Source organism: Metamycoplasma cloacale, from assembly GCF_900660735.1.
Lineage (GTDB): Bacteria > Bacillota_I > Bacilli_A > Mycoplasmatales > Metamycoplasmataceae > Metamycoplasma > Metamycoplasma cloacale.
Window position 1 is genome coordinate 260,719 of the sequence record NZ_LR215049.1, and the last position, 19,922, is coordinate 280,640.

Annotated in this window: 20 protein-coding genes and 2 tRNA genes; 7 read left to right on the forward strand and 15 right to left on the reverse strand. The window is 25.6% G+C overall.

What is annotated here, in order from left to right:
- Positions 1–19 precede the first annotated feature (19 nt).
- The 4 genes from EXC28_RS05555 to recU are packed head-to-tail and all read left to right on the forward strand — an operon-like array spanning position 20 to position 4,552.
- On the forward strand, positions 20–1,117 hold the full coding sequence (locus EXC28_RS05555; protein ID WP_051622580.1) for a helix-turn-helix domain-containing protein: 1,098 nt from the start codon (positions 20–22) through the stop codon (positions 1,115–1,117).
- Positions 1,104–1,940: an MAGa7180 family putative nuclease gene (locus EXC28_RS05560; protein WP_036437443.1), complete on the forward strand. Its 837-nt coding sequence runs from the start codon at positions 1,104–1,106 to the stop codon at positions 1,938–1,940. Before EXC28_RS05555 ends, EXC28_RS05560 begins: the two co-directional genes overlap by 14 nt.
- Positions 1,933–3,990, forward strand: a complete 2,058-nt coding sequence (locus EXC28_RS05565; protein ID WP_029330328.1) for a UU173 family protein — start codon at positions 1,933–1,935, stop codon at positions 3,988–3,990. Before EXC28_RS05560 ends, EXC28_RS05565 begins: the two co-directional genes overlap by 8 nt.
- A 58-nt stretch (positions 3,991–4,048) precedes the next feature.
- Positions 4,049–4,552, forward strand: a complete 504-nt coding sequence (gene recU, locus EXC28_RS01150; protein ID WP_029330325.1) for a Holliday junction resolvase RecU — start codon at positions 4,049–4,051, stop codon at positions 4,550–4,552.
- Here recU and EXC28_RS01155 read toward each other — a convergent pair.
- From EXC28_RS01155 to prfA, 10 genes are all read right to left on the reverse strand, one after another.
- Positions 4,549–4,827, reverse strand: coding sequence for an HU family DNA-binding protein (locus EXC28_RS01155; protein WP_029330323.1), 279 nt, complete (start codon positions 4,825–4,827; stop codon positions 4,549–4,551). The two genes, recU and EXC28_RS01155, sit on opposite strands and share 4 nt — an antisense overlap.
- 44 nt (positions 4,828–4,871) lie before the next feature.
- The gene (locus EXC28_RS01160) at positions 4,872–5,864 is read right to left on the reverse strand and encodes an NAD(P)H-dependent glycerol-3-phosphate dehydrogenase (RefSeq protein ID WP_029330321.1); all 993 of its coding nucleotides are present in this window, start codon (positions 5,862–5,864) and stop codon (positions 4,872–4,874) included.
- A 2-nt stretch (positions 5,865–5,866) separates the two neighbouring features.
- Positions 5,867–7,171: a ribosome biogenesis GTPase Der gene (gene der, locus EXC28_RS05570; protein WP_029330319.1), complete on the reverse strand. Its 1,305-nt coding sequence runs from the start codon at positions 7,169–7,171 to the stop codon at positions 5,867–5,869.
- The gene (cmk, locus tag EXC28_RS01170) at positions 7,171–7,845 is read right to left on the reverse strand and encodes a (d)CMP kinase (protein WP_029330317.1); all 675 of its coding nucleotides are present in this window, start codon (positions 7,843–7,845) and stop codon (positions 7,171–7,173) included. Before cmk ends, der begins: the two co-directional genes overlap by 1 nt.
- 3 nt (positions 7,846–7,848) lie before the next feature.
- Positions 7,849–8,184: a hypothetical protein gene (locus EXC28_RS01175; protein ID WP_029330316.1), complete on the reverse strand. Its 336-nt coding sequence runs from the start codon at positions 8,182–8,184 to the stop codon at positions 7,849–7,851.
- Positions 8,185–8,187: 3 nt separating this feature from the next.
- Positions 8,188–9,132 (reverse strand): hypothetical protein, encoded by a 945-nt coding sequence (locus tag EXC28_RS05575; protein ID WP_029330315.1) that lies wholly within the window; start codon positions 9,130–9,132, stop codon positions 8,188–8,190.
- Positions 9,133–9,260: 128 nt separating this feature from the next.
- Positions 9,261–11,096 (reverse strand): type I DNA topoisomerase, encoded by a 1,836-nt coding sequence (gene topA / locus EXC28_RS01185; RefSeq protein ID WP_029330313.1) that lies wholly within the window; start codon positions 11,094–11,096, stop codon positions 9,261–9,263.
- Positions 11,097–11,170: 74 nt separating this feature from the next.
- Positions 11,171–12,280: a molecular chaperone DnaJ gene (gene dnaJ / locus EXC28_RS01190; protein ID WP_029330311.1), complete on the reverse strand. Its 1,110-nt coding sequence runs from the start codon at positions 12,278–12,280 to the stop codon at positions 11,171–11,173.
- Between the two features lie 35 nt (positions 12,281–12,315).
- Complete coding sequence (prmC, locus tag EXC28_RS01195) at positions 12,316–13,023, reverse strand: peptide chain release factor N(5)-glutamine methyltransferase (protein ID WP_029330309.1); 708 nt, start codon at positions 13,021–13,023, stop codon at positions 12,316–12,318.
- Positions 13,023–14,102: a peptide chain release factor 1 gene (prfA, locus tag EXC28_RS01200; RefSeq protein ID WP_029330307.1), complete on the reverse strand. Its 1,080-nt coding sequence runs from the start codon at positions 14,100–14,102 to the stop codon at positions 13,023–13,025. Before prfA ends, prmC begins: the two co-directional genes overlap by 1 nt.
- Positions 14,103–14,203: 101 nt before the next feature.
- Here prfA and EXC28_RS05580 point away from each other — a divergent pair, with 101 nt between their 5' ends.
- From EXC28_RS05580 to EXC28_RS05585, 3 genes are all read left to right on the forward strand, one after another.
- Positions 14,204–15,352 (forward strand): methylated-DNA--[protein]-cysteine S-methyltransferase, encoded by a 1,149-nt coding sequence (locus EXC28_RS05580; protein ID WP_051622578.1) that lies wholly within the window; start codon positions 14,204–14,206, stop codon positions 15,350–15,352.
- Positions 15,353–15,395: 43 nt separating this feature from the next.
- Positions 15,396–15,470 (forward strand) — tRNA-Thr (locus EXC28_RS01210).
- Between the two features lie 316 nt (positions 15,471–15,786).
- Positions 15,787–16,518, forward strand: a complete 732-nt coding sequence (locus EXC28_RS05585; RefSeq protein ID WP_029330302.1) for a hypothetical protein — start codon at positions 15,787–15,789, stop codon at positions 16,516–16,518.
- On the opposite strand, the gene EXC28_RS01220 is transcribed toward EXC28_RS05585, so the two are convergent.
- From EXC28_RS01220 to EXC28_RS01235, 5 genes are all read right to left on the reverse strand, one after another.
- Positions 16,515–17,873: an Eco57I restriction-modification methylase domain-containing protein gene (locus EXC28_RS01220; protein ID WP_029330300.1), complete on the reverse strand. Its 1,359-nt coding sequence runs from the start codon at positions 17,871–17,873 to the stop codon at positions 16,515–16,517. The two genes, EXC28_RS05585 and EXC28_RS01220, sit on opposite strands and share 4 nt — an antisense overlap.
- A 755-nt stretch (positions 17,874–18,628) precedes the next feature.
- A complete protein-coding gene (locus EXC28_RS02985) occupies positions 18,629–18,805 on the reverse strand; it encodes a hypothetical protein (RefSeq protein WP_156933575.1) in 177 nt (58 codons plus the stop codon).
- A 126-nt stretch (positions 18,806–18,931) separates the two neighbouring features.
- Complete coding sequence (locus EXC28_RS01225; RefSeq protein WP_029330298.1) at positions 18,932–19,501, reverse strand: thymidine kinase; 570 nt, start codon at positions 19,499–19,501, stop codon at positions 18,932–18,934.
- Positions 19,502–19,575: 74 nt separating this feature from the next.
- Positions 19,576–19,650, reverse strand: a tRNA-Trp gene (locus EXC28_RS05590).
- Between the two features lie 52 nt (positions 19,651–19,702).
- Positions 19,703–19,921 (reverse strand): acyl carrier protein, encoded by a 219-nt coding sequence (locus EXC28_RS01235; RefSeq protein WP_029330296.1) that lies wholly within the window; start codon positions 19,919–19,921, stop codon positions 19,703–19,705.
- Position 19,922 lies beyond the last annotated feature (1 nt).

Sequence of the window (19,922 nt, forward strand, 5' to 3'; positions counted from 1 at the left end):
AGCAAATTAAGGAGTATAGATGGCAGTACCTGCTAAAAATCATTTAGATTTAAAAGATATCGTTCTTCATGGAAATACTTTTTCTGAAGAAATTAAATATTATTTATCAAAATTTCAAATGACACAAAAGGAATTATCAATTCGTTTAGGTTTGAGTATTAAACACGTTAATAGTATTATTAATAACGAAATTGCCGATATATCTGTATCAATTTTAGAAGGATTGGAATATGCATTTCGTTTGGAAACTGGTTCTTTAACCGCGGTTTATCATATGTATTCTAATTTAAAAGCAACAAGAACATCTGCAAATATTGAGGAACAATTGAAGAAATTTGGAATCAATTTTATTATTGATCATCCCGAACTTTCATATCCATTCAATATACGCATAACAGAACAAATGCCATTGCATTTGAAGTTCTTAAATTTAAAACGTTTTTATGGAGTGTCATCTTTAAATGATTATCCTGAATATTTAAAAGAACATGTTTTAGCTGAATATGGTAAATATTTCAATAAACCAAATTCGTATATTTGAATTAGATTTTGTGAACTATCTGTTAAATTTGATAATAACAAACCAGTAGGTGTATTTAGAAAAGGATTATTCAGTCCAATTATTAAAACATTGTTAATCATCATGAGCAATGAAGAATTAACATTTGAAAAGAAAATTGCCAAAATTAAAGATTATTTATTAACCAAAGGAATTATTCTAATTACTAAGCATTTCATTGAAAAATCTGCAATTAGAGGAATTACTTTGAAAAAAGGTGGAAAGAGATATATCTTTTTATCTGATATGTACAATGTTGAATGCTATATCTTTTTTGCTTTATTACACGAAATTGTACATTGCTATTTCCCAGAAGAAACTGAAGAAAACATTGATTTAAAAGTTATTGAAGAATATAAAAAATACGAATCTCAAATTAATACTTCTTATAAAGCAATTTACGATGCTATTTTAACTTATGAACAATGCCAATTTATTTTAAAAGAAAATCCTAATACCGACATTTCATGCGTATGAAATGTATTGAAATCAAAATATCCACAAGTAACTTTTGAAGATGAAATTATCAATAAGTGAGACAATAATGATGATCTATAAACCACCAAAAAGATTTTTCTACAATGAAAGTGAATATGTCTTAGATAACGACAATCAAGTCCTTGTTTTAAAACCTCATTTTCATAAAAAATTAAGCGAAACACCTTCAACACAATTTGGAGGTTTTAGAAAAATGACCGGTTCAGCTTTGGGAGATATTTTAGAGGTTTCACAATATAGTAGTGAATTTGCTGCATTTGCTAGAATATGTGGCTTATCACTTCCTGTTTTAGATCGTAAATATGTTAATGCCGGTCAAATAATTGAACCTAAAATCCTTGAATTGGTTGAAGTTGCTTTAAATGAAAAATTGCAAAGATTTAATGCGGTTGATTATCAATATGATTATTTTAAAGAAAATAAACTATTTGGTGGATTACCAGATGGCTATGCAAAAGAGAAAAATTTAATTATTGAAATCAAAACTACTAATGAAAAAAATAAAGCCAATTGAGAGACATATGGCTTGCCACTTGGATATTTAAAACAAGCACAATTATATGCTTATTTAATTGGTGCTCCAGCCTTCTCTATTGTCGCAATCTTTTTAAAAGACCAAGATTATTTAGATCCAGCAAAAGTTAATGTTCATAAAAGATACGTTTCTAATTACACATATCACGTCAATGAAAACCAAGTTAAAGATGATTTGAATTATTGTGAAGCGTGATATAAGAGATATACAACTGCAGGAATTAGTCCAAAATGAAAATCAATTGATGCAGATTTGCTTGAGTATCTTAAATGTAAGAATTTGGATGAATGAAGTAATTTATATAATAAATGAGTAGAAGAAGGAAAGGCTGTTCCTGAAAATGAATAAACCTAAGTATTTTTCATATACTCATTTTTTTAAATTAAATAAATTTCATCCATATTTCATGTTAAATGATACTCATATTGAACCCGAAATTATTGACGAACTAGACGATGAAGAAAAGTTTGAAGAAAATATATACAATGAACTTGATTTCAATATTGAAAAATCATGTAATCAATTAGAAGAAGTATTTATTAAAAATTATTTATCAAATGAAGAAAAACAATCTTTATTTGATAAAACATATTTTGAAAAAATCAAATATATTGACAATAAATATCACAATGATAATCAGTTTAAAAACTTAATTAATGATAATAATTTATTTAATGATTTAACACAATTAATTAACGAGTTCAATAACATTAAAGTATATGAAACAGGTTTAAATTTATATAGTGAAAAAGCTGTTAATTTTTTACTTAATGATTATAAAAATTATTCAAACATTAATGAAAAGAAAATTATTTGTTTATCAAAAAAAGCATCTAACGATTATTTAATTGCCGCTACTAAAAATGCAATTGCAGAAGGTTTTGAATTAATAATTAATCCAGTTTTTGAATACAAAAATGCAATTTCTAAACCATTTTATTATGATGCTAAACATAAAATAGTCGGGCATTTAAACTTTTCAAGTAAAACAAAGTTAAAAAACATAATCAAAGCTTATTATGATGTTAATTTAATTCGTGAATCAGGTTTTTTAGTTATTGAATATGCAATTTTATTACCCAAAGTAATGAAAAGAAAATATGTTAAAAAAGGTCAAATTGATTTTATTATCTCATATACAAGTAGCGATAGTAAATCTGGTTATTCATCAAAAACATTTGAAAAAGGTTCGCTTGAGTATCAAAATGCAGTTTTAAATAATAAAGAACAACGAAGATTAATTGATTTCGTTGATGATGGAAAATATTGAAAAAAATTTGACATAAGTTCAGAAGAACATTATTGTTGTGATTTTGAGAAATTTATTTATTTCATAAATAATATAGACAGAGAACCATTGCTACATAAATTTGATTTTGACAATTGTGAACTTAGAGATATCAGTGGAACTACCTTGTATGATTCAGATAATTCAGTTCGTTTAAAATATTTGGAAAAGAAATATCCCGAATGAGTTTCATCGTCAAAGGTTGTTGCAAACATTGTTTTATTCAACCAAATAAAACAAGAGAAATATGATTCATTAATGAAATTCAAAACATTTTATTCAAACAAAATAATTTGTGTTAATGAAGACATAATGAATTTTCTGCAAACAAAATATAGCGCATTATTTGATAAAAATTCAAAGTTAGTATGGTTTGATTTTGAAGGTGTATCATTGCCTATTCCATTAATGGATTATAATATTGCGTGAAATCAAATCCCTTGTCAAACATCAATTATCAAAACTGAAAATAATGAAATTTATGATTCCTTTGACTATATATACGATCCACAAAAATTAAATGCAGATGTGTTATGCCAAATTATTGATGATATATACGATCCATTAGCTAGCGGTTATGTTGTGTTCAATCAAACATATGAAAAATCTAGAATTAATGAGTTAATAGATATGATTTCATTATTTAATACAAAGAATGTAATCAGCGATGAAAAATATGAAGATATTAAAAACAAAGGTAATAAAATTGTTGAATTAATGATTGACATTGCTGACTTTTTTAAATGTAAAACAGCTGACGGAGTATGTTCGGCAGCAATACATATTTCCGCGTTAAAAGGTTTGTATTCAATTAAGAAAATTGAGAAATTCGTAACAAGTAATAACTTTGATTTAAAACATAAAATTACTCCGTATTCGGAATTAGAAGTCAAAAACGGATCAATGGCATTGCAAATAGCCACATCAAGAGCATGTAATGCAATTAAAGATTTAGAATGACAAGAATACTGTTCTAAATTGAAATTATATTGCCATAACGACGTTTTAGCAATGATAATGGCATTTGATTTAATTCAATATGTTTTGGAACATAAAAATGAATATAATCGTCAATGTTCAATTATATTGAATGAAAAATTATCATTTTAGGAAAAATTTAAGAAAAGAAAGGGAATACCTTTCTTTTTAATTGTTAATAATTATAAATATGAGTAATTATAGAAATCGCGGAATGTTTTTAGAATCCATTATCAATGCAACAAATATGTTTTACCTAAATCGTAATATTGCAATGATACATAAGAAAAATCTTGATATCACTTTTAAAAATGTCAATGTAATCAATAAAGAACTTCAATTAACAGGAACTAAAATTAAAAGCAAAAGTACAGTCGATTATTATGGTATATACAAAGGTAGATTTCTTGCTTTTGAAGCTAAATCAACTGAAGAAAAGAACTTCAGCTTAAACAATATTAAAAATCATCAAATTGAATATTTAGATTTAATTACAAAATTTGGTGGGATAACGTTTTGAATATTCTATTTTAAATTGCAAAATAAATTTATTTTTATTAATCACAATAATTTTAAAAAGATTATTTCAAATAAAAAACACCTGAAATTTGATGAAATTCTCAAATCTGGAATTGAGATTTCATTGGAATTTCCAGGTATCATAGATTATTTATCTTTAATTGAATGGAATTAATTTTTGTTTAATTCATCTTTGAATACAGATGAAAATTTAAATTTAGGTTCAATTTTTGCAGCAACAACAATTTTTTGTTTTGTGAAGTAATTTTCACGTTCTTTTTCTTCTTTTTTCACTGCAGAAAATGTACCAAAACCTGAAATTGAAACTTTTTCTTCTTTTGCAAGTTCTTCAGCGATAATTGCTTGCATGTGATTAAAGATGGTTTCAATTAAAACTTGTGAGTGACCAGTTACTTCGCTGGTTTTAGTGATTAATTGTTTTTTGTTCATTGATTACCTCCAAATTTAATTTTTGTGAATTAATTATAGCACAATTATTCACATCTCAAATGACTAGTTAATAAATCTTGAATAGCTTTTTCAATGCTGTAATTTTTATATAGAATTTCATATAATGTTTTTATAATTGGTAGATTTAAAATTTTTGTTTTGATATATTCGTTATAAATTAATTGAATAGAATTTAAACCCTCTACGGTCATATTGGTGTTAATGGTTCTACTTTGAATATATTGTTTACCAAATGTATAGTTTCTTGATTTATCAGATAGACAAGTTAACATTAAATCGCCTAAACAAGTTAAACCATATAACGTTTCTTTTTTACCACCAATAAATTCGTTATATAGTTCAATTTCTTTGAATGCTCTTGTTAATAAAGCGCATTGTGTATTCATTGAATAACCTAAACCATCTAACATACCAGTTGCGATTGCTAACATATTTTTGAATATAGCACCAGTTTCGGCACCTTTGATATCAGTTTGTGTGTAGATTCTTAAATAATGGTTTGAGAATAATTCCTGAATATCTTGAGCTACTTTAAGATTATCACAAACAGCTGACATTAAAGTAATTTTTCTTTGAACTAATTCAATTGCAAAAGATGGTCCAATTAATGAAACTACATTGACAATACCAGAATGGTTTTTGATTTTTTCTTTAATTGCTTCATGAATTGAAACATTTGAATTTGGTCAAAATCCTTTAGCAACATTAATCAATGTAACTTTTTGATTCGGTTTAATTTTAGCAATAATTTCGTCAACAACACTACCAGCAAATTTTGTCGGAACCGCCAGTAAGATATAATCACTATTGATTACTTCATCTAAATTATTTGTTGTTTTAAAACAAGGAATGTCAAAGCTTGAATTGAAATATTTAAGATTGCAACCTTTTGATAAATCGTTTAATTCTTGTTGGTCAATTCCGTATATTGTTACATCAAGTTTATTATCATGCAATGGTACAGCGCAAGCTGTTCCCATTGCTCCACTACCAATTATTGAAATTCTTTTTAACATATTTATTCCTCTCCATTTTTATTTTTTAAAATTAATTCAATAGGGGTTCCTGAAAAATCAAAGTTTTCTCTAATTTGATTTTCAATGTATCTTAAATATGTAAAGTGGGCTAATTTTGTATTATTTACAAACAAAATAAATGTAGGTATTTTAGCAGGTATTTGTTTAATGAATTTAATTGACAATCTTTTTCCGTTAATTGAACTTGCTGGTTTCATCATTTGAGCAGACATAATGACGTTATTTAAATCAGAAGTTTTAACATCTCTGAAAATATTTCTTTTTACTTGAGTGATTGTATCTTGTAATTTATGAATCCGCGAATTATTTTTAGCAGAAATAAAGACAATTGGAGCTCAATCAACAAATTTCAATTTCTTTTTTAAATTCTTTTTGAAATTATCCATTGTTGAAGTATCTTTTTCAATTAAATCTCATTTATTAACAACAACAATCATTGGTTTTTTAAGATCGTATGCAATACCAATGATGTTTTGGTGAAAATGGCTAACTTCATCAGTTGCATCTAATAGTAATAGACATAAATCTGCTTCTTCAATTGATTCAGTTGCTCTCATTAAAGCATAATGTTCAATACTATCTTCTAATTTGCTTTTTCTTTTAATACCAGCTGTGTCAATAATTTCATATTCTTCTTTATTGATTTTAATAAATGAAGATACAGAATCTCTGGTTGTACCAGCGATATTGCTTACGATTGAACGATTTTCGTTAGTTAATCTGTTTAAAAGAGTACTTTTACCAACGTTTGTTTTACCAAGTAATGTTAGTTTAAAAGATCTAGATTCTTCTTTATCACTGAAATCAAGATTATTGATAACTTCGTCTAATAAGTTTCCTAATCCATCACCGTGAATTGCACTGATTGGAAAAATGTTTTTAAAACCAAGTTTATAAATTATGGGGTCAATATATGAGCTTCCTTCAAGCTTATTTATTCCAATGATTATTGGTTTATTACTTTTTCTTAACAATTCAGCTACATAGTAATCTTCGTTTGTTAATTCATCACGACCATCTAAAAGGAAAATAATTACATCAGCTTCTTCAATGGCAATTTGCGCTTGAAGTTTAATTTGTTGTTTGAAATCTTCATTTTCAATTGTGATTCCACCTGTGTCAATGATGTTAAATTCCTTACCAACTCATACACCTTTGTCGTATAGACGATCTCTAGTTACACCAGGTGTATCATAAACAATTGATTTTCTTTTGTTAATGATTTTATTAAATAAGGTTGACTTCCCAACATTTGGTTTTCCAATAATTGCAACTGTATTTCTCATTATTCTAGTTTTTCCTTTACATATTTATATAGAGCTTCAAAATTTTCTTCAATTGACATACCAGAAGTATCAATTTCAATACTTCCTTCACTAACTTTTAGTGGGTCAATTTTTCTATTCATGTCATTGTAATCACGTTCCTTAATTGATTGCAATACCTCTTCATAGCTTCCGCTAGGAATACCTAATTCATTATTTTGTTTAATTCTTCTCAATGCTCTTTCCTCAGAAGATGCTCATAAAAAGAATTTAACTTCAGCTTGAGGTAAGATACGGTATGTAGCATCTCTTCCATCAACGATAATACCTTTTTTAGCAGCCCCGTAGCTTTGGATAAATTTGTTAATTTTTTCTCTTATTGAACCATATTTAGCAATTTTTGAAGCGGCTTGTGATACTTCATCGGCACGAATTTCTTTAGAAACATCTTTTCCTTTGAAAATAAAGCTTCCGTCGTCGTGAATATCTATATCATGAAAATCTCAAGCATCATTGATGGCTTGTTCATCATCTAAATTAATGTTTTGAATTAAAGCGTTGTATGCAATAATTCGATAAAAACTTCCACTACTTAAAAATTTATAATTTAATTTTTGTGCAAGCATGGTGGCCATAACTGTTTTCCCCACTCCACTTGGTCCATCGATGGCTATATTAATTCTTTTATGTTTCATAAATTACCTCTTATTGTTTAATGAATTTCTTATATTTAATAAATTTTCATTGGTATTATTGTTATTACTACGGATTGATGAAATATTTTTAATTGAATTTAATACTTCATTATTTTCATCAAAAAATTCTTCAATTTTTCTTTGTTTTGTATATAAATTGTTGTGAATATCATTGATTACATTGGAATCTATAAAATATTTTTCAAAATCGTTATCAACAATTTTTGAATAATATTCACTTGTATTGAAAAAGCTTTGAATATTCTTTAGTTTTTTATATTCTGAATTTAAATAACTCAAAAAATTTTTATCAATAGATTTATTAATTTTGTTTTTCATTAATTAAACGTTGTTAATTGTGAAGATTTTTCTTCTAGGTTCTGATTTAATTTTTGGATCAGTTTTATGTTGATAGTAGTAATTGATTTCTAAGTTATTTAATCCTTTTGTTGGGATTCAAGATACATATGGGCGTTCTTTAGTGATATATGCTAAAATATCATAATTTTCTAAACTATATATGTTAGGAGCAACATTGCTTTCAATAACAATATTTTTAAATCAATTAAAAACATCTTCTTGGAATTTCTCGCTTGCGAATCATTCTTCACCAGTACTATCATTTTCGTTTTCACGATGAGTAATAATTCGTTTAATATCTTCTTCATGATTAGAAAATGCTTTTTTAAACTCAATATTTGAATCTCAATCTTCACTTCATGAAACGAAGCTTATCTTTTGACTTCTTTGGTGATAATATTTTGATTTATCGGTATTTTGAATTCATTTTCATTCAAACACACCTTTTGCATATTCAAGATTTAAATTAACATCATAGAACACTTCTAAAACATCTGGTTCATTTTCGTTATATTTTAAATCTGTATAAGTAAAGATAATTGTTCTTTGTTGATTGTATGTTAAGTTATTTGAAACAATACTTGTAATCGCTTTATGCGGATCAAAAATCGCTGAAGGAAGATTGTTATTAGGATTTTTCTCTAATTGTTCCTCTTTGAATTTCTTATTTTTTAAGTAGTTGTTGTAAATGGTTTTGGCATTTTGTGATATTTCAATTGAAGATGATAATTCTATTTTATTAATTTCTTTTTCAAAATCACTTGGGCTATAGAATTCTTTTTCTAATGAACGTGAATTTTTATGAATGAAATAAATAGCACCACCTAAAATTCCAACAATGGATGTAGGAACAACCGTTCAGAAAATCCCTAATCAAATTTTTTGTTTCTTAGTTTTTTGAACTAAATTATTACTTGCTTTTTTCATAGTATTATATTTTAAACAAAAACCCTCTAAGATTTACAATCTTAGTATTAATAATTGCAATAACATTTAAAATCTATCAAAATAGAGTTTTTTATTGCATTTTATTTTAAAAAAATAAAAAAGCAAAATTATTTGCTTTTTCTAAAGAAACGTCTTTTTTTAGTTGTTTCTAATGCACGTGTATATCTACATTTTGGGAAATTACTGCAAGCTATAAATTTTTCTTTACGAATTTTTGTATATCTATATAGTAGATCTCCATTACATTCAGGACATTTTTCTTCAATGAATTCTTGTGGTAAAATGCTTATTTCCATTGTTTTTGATGCATCTTCAAAATGGTCAATAAATTTATTATAGAAGTTACTAATGATGTTAATGTAATCTTCTTGACCTTCGGCAATTCTATCTAATTTTTCTTCAATATGTGCTGTATATTCTTCATTAATTGTTTTAGAAAAACCATTAATTAATTTATCTAAAACTGTTAAACCAAAATGGGTTGGATGTAATTGGTTATTGATATTTTCAACAAATAATCTTTGTTTAATAACATTGACAGTTGAAGCAAATGTTGAAGGTCTACCGACTTTGATATCATCTAACATTTTGATCAATGAACCTTCATTATATCTTGAAGGTGGTAATGTTTCTTTATCTGATTTAATGTATTCTTGAACATCAATTTCATCACCAATTTCGTATTTATCAAACTCTTTTGATTGTTCATAACCAATTAATTCATAATAACCTTTGAAGATAACTTTTGAATATGACATTCTAAATTTATATCCAGAATTTTGCAATTCATAGCTATAAACTTCTCTTTGGGGAACTGTCATAATTGATGATAAAGTTTTGTTATAAATTAATTCATAAATATAAGCATCAACTTCGTTTAAATCATATTCAGAAATAGCTTTATTTGGAGTTAAATATACATCAGTTGGTCTGATTGCTTCATGGGCATCTTGAGTACCACTAAAACCTTTAATTTCGCTAGCTACATATTCAATTCCATATACGTTTTCAATATATTTTTTGGCTTTTTGAATAAATGATTCACTCATTCTGGTTGAGTCAGTTCTTGGGTATGAAATCAAACCTTTTTCAAACAATTTTTGCGCAGAAACTTGCACAATTGAAGATGAATATTTAGCTTCTTTATATAAAACAGATTGTTTAAAAGGGGTGATTTGTGTTTCTCTACGTTTGGTGATTTTAAAATCAGTAACTAGTAATGACATTTTTTGATTGATTGTATTATAAATACGATCCACTTTATCACGATTAATTCATGTATTGTCATTATCAAAATCTTTGATATCATCGTAGAAGAAAACAGCTTCTGTATAGTCATTAATTTTTGCAGTTATTTTGCTATATAAAGTTGGAATGAAATTTTTAATTTCTTTTTCTTTATCGCAAACAAGTTTTAATGCAATAGATTGCACACGGCCCGCTGAAGGAATTGTTGGTGTGTTTTTCACTTTTTGTTTCATTAATTGTGAAAGTTTAAACCCAATAATTCTATCCATCATTCTACGTGTTTTTTGTGCATTAACTAAATCTTTATCAATTTCTAATGGATGGTTTAAAGCATATTCAATTGCTTCTTTGGTGATTTCGTTGTATTTAATTCTTTTATATTTATTTTCAACTTTCAGTACATCAACTAAATTTTGAGCAATTGCTTCACCTTCACGGTCGGGGTCGGTTGCAATTAATACTTCATCAGCATTCAAAACGGCGTCTTTTAATTCTTTAATGATTTTAGATTTTGTACGATCAACAATCATTTTAGGTTCTCATTTTTCAAAATCAATACCTAAATTACTTTCGCCTGAAGTTGATAGTTTTAAAATATGTCCGACAGATGATAAAACATTGTAATTACTTCCAACGTATTTCTGAATTGTCTTAACTTTATTTGGCGATTCCACTATCAATACTTTATTTTGCATAAATCCTCCCCTAAAAAATAATGTTCTAATTATATAACTTATTTGCGTTTAAACTTTGCAAAATAAAAAAGACTCTAGAAATCTTTCTTTCATTCTTCGAAAGTAGAATCTTTTACATTTGCAAATATTTCATCAATTTTTTCTTTATTTTTCTTATCAATTTTTGGCATATATGGTTGTAAGGTGATAATTAAATCGCCTTTTCTTTTGCTTCTAGCGTTATGAATACCATAACCAGCAATTTTAATAATGCCATTTAATTTTGTATCATGAGTTAATTTAATTTTCTTATCTCCGTGTGGAGTTGGAATTTCAATTTCATTTTCTTGAAGAAAATGTTGAATAGAGATTGGAACTGAAATTAGTATATCGTCATTAATTCTTTCATAATATTTATGTGGTTTAATTTTTACAATTAAGTATAAATCACCATTTTTTCCACCATTTAATGATGGCATACCATAACCTTGTAAGATAATATGTTCACCATTAGCAATTCCAGCTGGAATATCAATATCAACTAATTCAATACTTGAATTGATTTTGCTTCCTTTACATGTTTTACAAATATTTTTAATGGTTTTACCTGTTCCATAACATTTTGAACATGTTGATACTGTTGAAAAGAAACCCATTCTTTGCATAATCTCACCAGTACCATTACATGTTGAACAAGTAATAATATCGCTTGGATTTTCCGCTCCACTACCTTGACAGTGATTACAGATTGTATTTTTATTCAAGGTTAGTTTTGCTTTTTTACCATGTACTGCATCGAGGAAATCAATTGAAACTGATTGTTGTAAATCATCTCCTCTTGATGATCTTTTTTGTCTTCTAGATGAACCTCCGAAGTTAAATAGATCTTCAAAAGGATTGCCACCACTAAAACTTCCACCGAATGATTTAAAAATATCATCAAAAAAGCTGTCTGAAAAATTAAAGTTGTTTTTGTCAAATGCGTTATGTCCATATTTATCGTATTTACTTCTCTTTTCAGGATCAATTAACACATCATATGCTTCTGTTGCTTCTTTGAATTTCTCTTCAGCATCAGCAGCTTTATTACGATCGGGGTGATATTGCATTGCTAATTTACGATATGCACTTTTAATTTCTTTTTCAGTTGCATTTTTAGCTATTCCTAAAACTTCATAATAATCTCTTTTTGAATCTTTACTCATAATGTAAATATTTTAGCACAATTTACGTTAGAGTGCTAAAAATGTAAATCTTCTTTCTTTAAAATTGCAATTCTGTTTTTACCATTAATGTCTTTTTTAATAATTACATTTGGATAATTTTGCTTAAATCAAATTGATGCATTGTTATCAATTTCAAAGATTAAAACCCCATAATCATTTAAATAATCATAAGCTTGTTTTAAGATTAATTGATAACAATATAAACCATTATTTTTGGCAAATAAAGCATTTTTTGGTTCGTGTTTTAAAGAGTTAGAAAATGTATCATTTTTGTTTAAATAAGGCGGATTCGAAACAATTAAGTCATATTTTTTGTCTACTTTTTTAAATCAATTAGATTTTAGGATTTTGACATCTAAACCATTTAATTTCGCATTATGTTTTGTTTGTTTTATGGCATCTCTTGATTTATCAACTAAAGTGACATCGCAGTTAATGTTCTTTTTAATTGCTAGTCCAATAAAACCAGAACCGCATCCTAAATCTAAGACCTTTGATTGTTTATTTAGATATTGATAACATTCAAGAATAACCTCTTCTGTTTCGTATCTCGGAATTAATACATTGTAATTTAAATGCAAAGTTACATTTTGCATTTCTTGTAGTCCAATAATTTTTTGTACTGGAACATCTTTTTTTAATAATTTAAGCTCTTTTTTAGAAACAAAAAGAGGTAAATTATATCTTAGCTTTTCTCTAAGTAGTACCTCTTTTTCAATCATTATAAACCAGCCTCACTAATTTTTTTAGCCTTTTCATCAGCACTAAGTTGTTCAATGATTTTTTCTAATTCACCTTCCATAACAACTTTTAAAGAAGTAGAAAAACCAATTCTGTGATCAGTAACCCGATCTTGTGGATAGTTATATGTTCTAATTTTTTCGCTACGATCCCCAGTACCCGCTAATTTTCTTAAACCACTTTCTTCTTCTTCACGTTTTTTAATTTCTAATTCATATAGTTTAGCACGTAAAATTTTCATAGCTGTTTCTCTATTTTGAATTTGACTTCTTTCATCTTGTGAAGTAACAACAATTCCAGTTGGTTTGTGTGTTATTCTAACAGCTGAGTCTGTTGTATTAACAGATTGTCCCCCAGCCCCTGATGAACGAAAGACATCAACTTCAATATCATCACTTGAAATATCAATTTTTACATCTTCATCAACTTCTGGTAAGACAGTTACTGTTGCAGTTGATGTGTGTACTCTACCTTGAGTTTCAGTTTGTGGAACTCTTTGAACTCTATGAACTCCTCTTTCGTATTTCAATTTAGAGAAAACTTTTTCACCTTTAACTGTAAAAACAATTTGACTAAATCCACCTGCGGTTCCATATGTGTAATCAATAATTTTGATTTTGAAATCATTTGTTTCACAGTATTTTTGATACATTTTGAATAAATCACCTGAGAAGATATTAGCTTCATCACCACCAGCTGCTCCTCTGATTTCCATAATAACGTTTTTATCATCGTTTTCGTCTTTTGGTAATAAAAGTTCTTTTAATTCTTCTTCCAGTTTTTCAATAATTTTTTCTTGTTCAATAATATCGATTTTGGCTAATTCAATTAATTCAGCATCTTTTTCAACATTTAAAATTTCTTTAGCTTCTTTATATATATTTTCTGCTTTTAAAAAGTTATTAAAAGCGTCATAAATTTCTTTAATTGAGCTTTGTTCTTTATTTAATTTTGTATATTTCTTAATATCATTAAAAATATCTGGGTTTAATAATTCGTTAGCAATTTCTTCATATTTTAATTTAATTGCCAATAGTGATTCACGCATTGATTTTTCCATAACTTAAAAATTATAACAAACACATATTAAAAGCAAGAATTTTTTTATTCTAATTAATGCAATTTAATTTTGGTTATATATAATATAAAAAAGAGGTTAAGATGGTTTTTAAATACAATCAATCTGCATTGGATTTTTTAAAAAATGTTGATGTAAAATTAAGAAAAATTATTGATAAATTTGGAATGCTTGAAATACCTTTAGAAAGAGATATATTTCAATCTATCATTAAGAATATCATTGGTCAACAAATGAGTATTCAGATTCAAAATAAAATATGAAATAATATCGAAAATACATTAAAAGAAATAAATCTAGAGACAACACAAAATTTAAATTATAATGATTGAAAAAACTTTGGTTTATCAAAACAAAAAGCCGGTTATATTTTTGAATTTATTCAAAAAGTTAAAAATAAAGAATTTGATATTGATAAATTAAGTTCAATGAATGATAAAGAAGCAATTGAATATTTAACCACTTTAAAAGGAATTGGTATTTGAACGGCTGAAATGGTTTTAATATTTTGTTTAAATCGGATGAATATATTTAGTATTCATGATTTAGGAATTAAAACTGGATTAAAGAATTTATATAGTTTAAAAGCAATATCAGAAAAACAATTAAATAATTTTAAAAAGAAATTCTCGCCATATGGTTCAATAGCATCATTTTACATTTGAAAATGTGTGGAAAAAGATATTTGAAAACCTAATGGAATTTGACAATTAGATGAATATTTTGATTTCTATCAATCTAAAATCGGAGTAATTTTATTACAAGCTAATCAAGAATCTTTAACAAAAATTTCCATTAATCCTAATCAGATTTATACCAAAATTGATTTCCTTAAGAAAAATCATTTTCCTTATATAAATAATGATTCGAAAATTATTAAACAAACTAGAGAATGACTAGATAATTATTTTAATAATCGAGTTTTAAAATTTGATATTCCTTTAAACATTGTTGGAACTGATTTTCAAAAAGATGTTTGATTTGAAATAAGCCAAATTGAATATGGAAAAACTAAAACATATAAAGAATTAGCAGAAAATATTGCAATGAAAAATGGGATAAAAAGAATGTCATGCCAAGCAGTTGGAACAGCATGTGGAATGAACAATTTTCCTATTGTTATTCCTTGTCATCGTGTATTATCCATTAATTCAATTGGTGGTTTTACAGGAAATATTAAAACAAAAATTAATTTATTAAAACATGAAAAAACTACAATAAATAACAAATAAATTTGTTGAAAAATTTTAAAAATCTATATAATATCAATGAGTTGCCGTTTTAGCTCAGGGGCAGAGCACTTCCATGGTAAGGAAGGGGTCGCTAGTTCAATTCTAGTAAACGGCACCATATATTTTTAAATTCCGATTAAAATGAGTATCTACTTCATACTCATTTTTTTTTATTTAAAATTCATTATATAAATAATTAATAAAATAAAAAAAACGATCATACATTTCTGTGTTGATCATTTATAAAACTTAATAGCTTAATTTAATTTTCTGAACTTTTTTCAATAGTGATGTTTTCACCGGTTATGTTAAAAACAATACTTGAATTTTGTTTTTATTCTTTTTTTCAATGATATTTATAGTTATATATTACTTTTTAGTTATTTTGTTGAGACTTTTGTATATAATGAAATTGTTTAAAATATGAGGCAAATATGAATAAAATAAACAATATATTAAAAGAATCATTTATAAAATATTTAAATACAAGTGCTAGATCAAATGAAAAGTTAAAAATTCTACACGGTTATATTGCTAATAGCATCAAAGAAAAATTGAATGACAATTATAGAGTGGATTCGATTAATACCAACAAAGGTAAAGAAGAGGTGATAACAGGTAATTATATGCCGAAAAAAGTTGACATAACTATTTCTAAAATAGTTGATAACAAGCCAGTTCACATTGCTGGTGTGGCAGTAAAATTTGTTATGAGTAATTATTTTCAAAATTCAAATAATTATTTTGAAAACATGTTGGGTGAAACCTCAAATATTAGAAAAGCTGGAATACCATATTTTCAAATATTTATTATTGATCATTGATTACCGTATTTTGATAAAAAGAAAAATATTTCTAAATGAGAAGAAATTACATCAGAAAAATTATCAAAATATAAAAAACTATCATTTGAAGATGTAATAAATAATTTATTTGTTCCGTCAAAAATGTTTTTGCATATAGTAAATAAGAAATTTAATAAATTTGAAATAGATGATTTATTTAAATGCAAAGATTTATCTGAGTATAAAGATTTTTGTTTAAAAAATGATTTTAAATTCGTTGATTATAAATTAGAGAATTTTGAATATGGAGAAGCAATAATTTTAAATGATTATGGCAAATTTATTAATTATATTGTTGATGAGATAAAGAAATACCATTAATTAGCATAATAATTTAAATAATTAGATAAATCTTTTGTATTAAATGTATAGTATCCACCGGATTTATATTTTCCTAAAACAGAAATATAATCGATAAAATTTTGATTAATTATTAAATCTTGAATTTTTTGAATTTCGTTTTCATTATAAATATTTATATATAAACCGGAATAAATCAATTCGCCTTTCTTTATTATTTTTGTTTTAATTGTCTTCAAATCTTTGATAGTTGTATTGATACATAATTTAATAAAATTTTTATCTTTAATACTTTGCGTTCTGCCGTATATTCATCAAATATCTTTATTTTCTAGATCTCTATTTTGAAGTTTCTCTTTATTTTTTAATAGATATTCCTTAATATTTTGTGGAATATTATTAAAATCTATTGGTACAAAATCATCATCATATAAAAATAAAGTTTTTGACTCTTTTAGAGTAGAACCTTTAATAATATTAATAGTGTATTTACTACAAGGAATACTATCATTAATTAATACTTCATCACATAAAGTAGCCACTCCATTTTTAACTGTATATTTTTTTGTTTTTGTATTTGTAATAATGTTTTTTAGCATTCGCAATCTCTCTAATGATTTATCAAAATATCAAGAATCATTAATATTAAACTCACCATAAGTTAAAATGGCAGGATTATTAAAATCATTTTCAAAATATTTAATTGTTTTTGATTTATTATTTTTATTTAATAAAAGAATTGTTGAATAAGTTGTAATCTTTTCAAATAATTGAGTATGTTTAAAATTAATAACTTTTGTTAATATTTTTAATTCTAAAATTTTCTTTCTTGCTATTTCCGCAGCCTTACTATTAAAAATTGAACTCGGATTAATATAACATAATTTACCATTTGGTTTCAACATTTTTATTCCTATTTCATAGAAAGCTAGAAATAAATCTGTCATTCCTTTTTTACAAAATTCAAATTCGGACAAATCTTCTACTGTATTGTGTATTCTAACATAAGGCGGATTTCCTATAACTAAGTCAAATTTATTTTTGTAATTTTTGTAAATTTTTAATGTATTATTATTATTTATATTTCATTTTATTTTAGGTAATTTATGTTGCTTTTCAATTTCTTTTAAATTATTTAAACATTGATTATAAGCCATTTCATCAAGTTCAATTCCAACAATATTATTTTCTAATATTTTCTTTAAATTTGTTGGTTTCTTGTAAATTATTTGTCTTACTATTTCACAGATAAAAGCACCATCCCCGCAAGAATTGTCAATTATTTTAATTTTAGTAATATCATCAATATCACAAAATTTTATCATCTCTTTAACAATTCAATTTGGCGTAAAAACTTGACCCTTTTCTTTACTCATATACTCACCTGTATTTTATATCCCATGCCGATAAATATAATTTATTATTATTTTATTTACATCATTAATCAAATTCATAACATTGAAGCAAATATTTTGAACTCAATTCTTTAAATCTATTATTAATTATATATTTTATTTTTCTATAAAAACTATTTATTACTTGGAATATGATATCTGACTTTCCCCTCCTTTTATTATAGGTATTTTTTAATCTTGTGATTATTTGAATTGTGCTTAGATAACATTTTTAATTCATAAGCAATTTAGTCTGTAATTCTAAGATAATATACATCTTCTGTTATTATTTTTTAGTTATTTGGTTCTGGTATTTTATAGAATTTCTTTTTTTTGTTTATGAAAACCAATAAATTGACTGAAATATTTTTCATTCTATTAATCCATTATTGTTATTTATTAAATAATCAAAGTGCTTTGTATCTTCAATTAAAAGTGTTGTAAATTTGAAATATTGCTAATTTCGACAATTTTTTTATATCATAGAATATTTGATAAATTTTAAATTTATAATAACGAGAGTTTATGAAAGCGATTTAAAGTGCGAAATATAGCGGATGTAAATTGCTTTTGTGATAGCATCATTTATATTCTTATTTATTTTTGAGTTAAGTTTAAATTTTAAAAATTCAACTTATTCAGTTAATAATTAGGATATTAAATTTTCTATTTTTTGAACGCTCATAATTTTTCTCTACTATAATTATAGCATAAATATAGCATAATTATGTAATAATTTATATTTTTTTATTCTTATAATAATCTTCTAAAATAGTATCAACAACTTTGGATTTTGTTATGTTATATTTCTCTGCATCTTCTTCCACTTTTTTAACTAATGAACCTCTTATAGAATAGTGAACAGAAACTGTTAGATCTTTTTCTTTTTTAGTAAATAATTCTTTTTTAGCCATGTTTTTTCCTTGCAAATAAATATAGAATAATTATAGCATATAATCTTAATATATATAAATTAAAGAAACTAGGGTAAATTTAATAAAATTATACTTATTGTAGAATAGAAACCATATATAAAAAAGCTATTTGCTTGTACTGCCTTTGATATGGCATTTACGGCATCTAGCTTCATATTCTTGATAGTTTCCTAATACATTTTGTTGATCTGATTTAATTTTACGATAACTAGTTGATGCGGCATGTTGACATTGCACACATATTGCTTGTAATTTAGTAACACGTTCTGCAATTGCGAGTAATTGCGGAATACATCCAAAAGGTTTTCTTGTATAATCTTGATCTAACCCGGCAATGATTACTAAATAACCTCTGTTAGCTAAATCGTCAGCCACTTCAACTAATGTTTCATCAAAGAAATGTGCTTCATCAATGACAACTGCTTTGTATTGATCTTCTTTTAATAATTCATAAATTTCTTTAATATTTTTTAAGCAATGAGTTTTTGATTTAATCCCAGCTCTACTTACGATTTCATTGTCAGAAAATCTTGTATCAAAACTTGGTTTAATTACTAATGGTTTTAATTTAGCATATTCAATGGTTCTTAATCTTCTTAATAATTCCTCACTTTTACCACTAAACATAGGCCCGGTGATAACTTCAATCATACCTTCGTTAAATATCTTATACATATAACACCCCTTTTATTTTATAAGTGTTTTAAGTTTATCAAAAAATGAAATAAAAAAATGGAGAATTCTCCATATGGCAGGGGTAGCAAGACTCGAACTCACAACACACAGGGTTGAAGCCTGTTGTTCTACCATTGAACTATACCCCTAGATACAAATATAATTTTAACAAAATATAAAATAAAAGCAGAAATTTCTGCTTTAAATTTTATTATTTAACAAAACGATAATGTCTTTGATATATTTGAAAGACATTAGTTCTTCATCACTGATTGTTATTTTTAATTTTTGTTCAACATCACTAATTAGAACAACTAAATCTAAACTATCAATGTTTAGTGATTTAATTTCTGTTTCTTCATTAAATGATTGTTTAGTTAATTTTTTAATTTCTTTAAATACTAATTCCTTAATATCCATA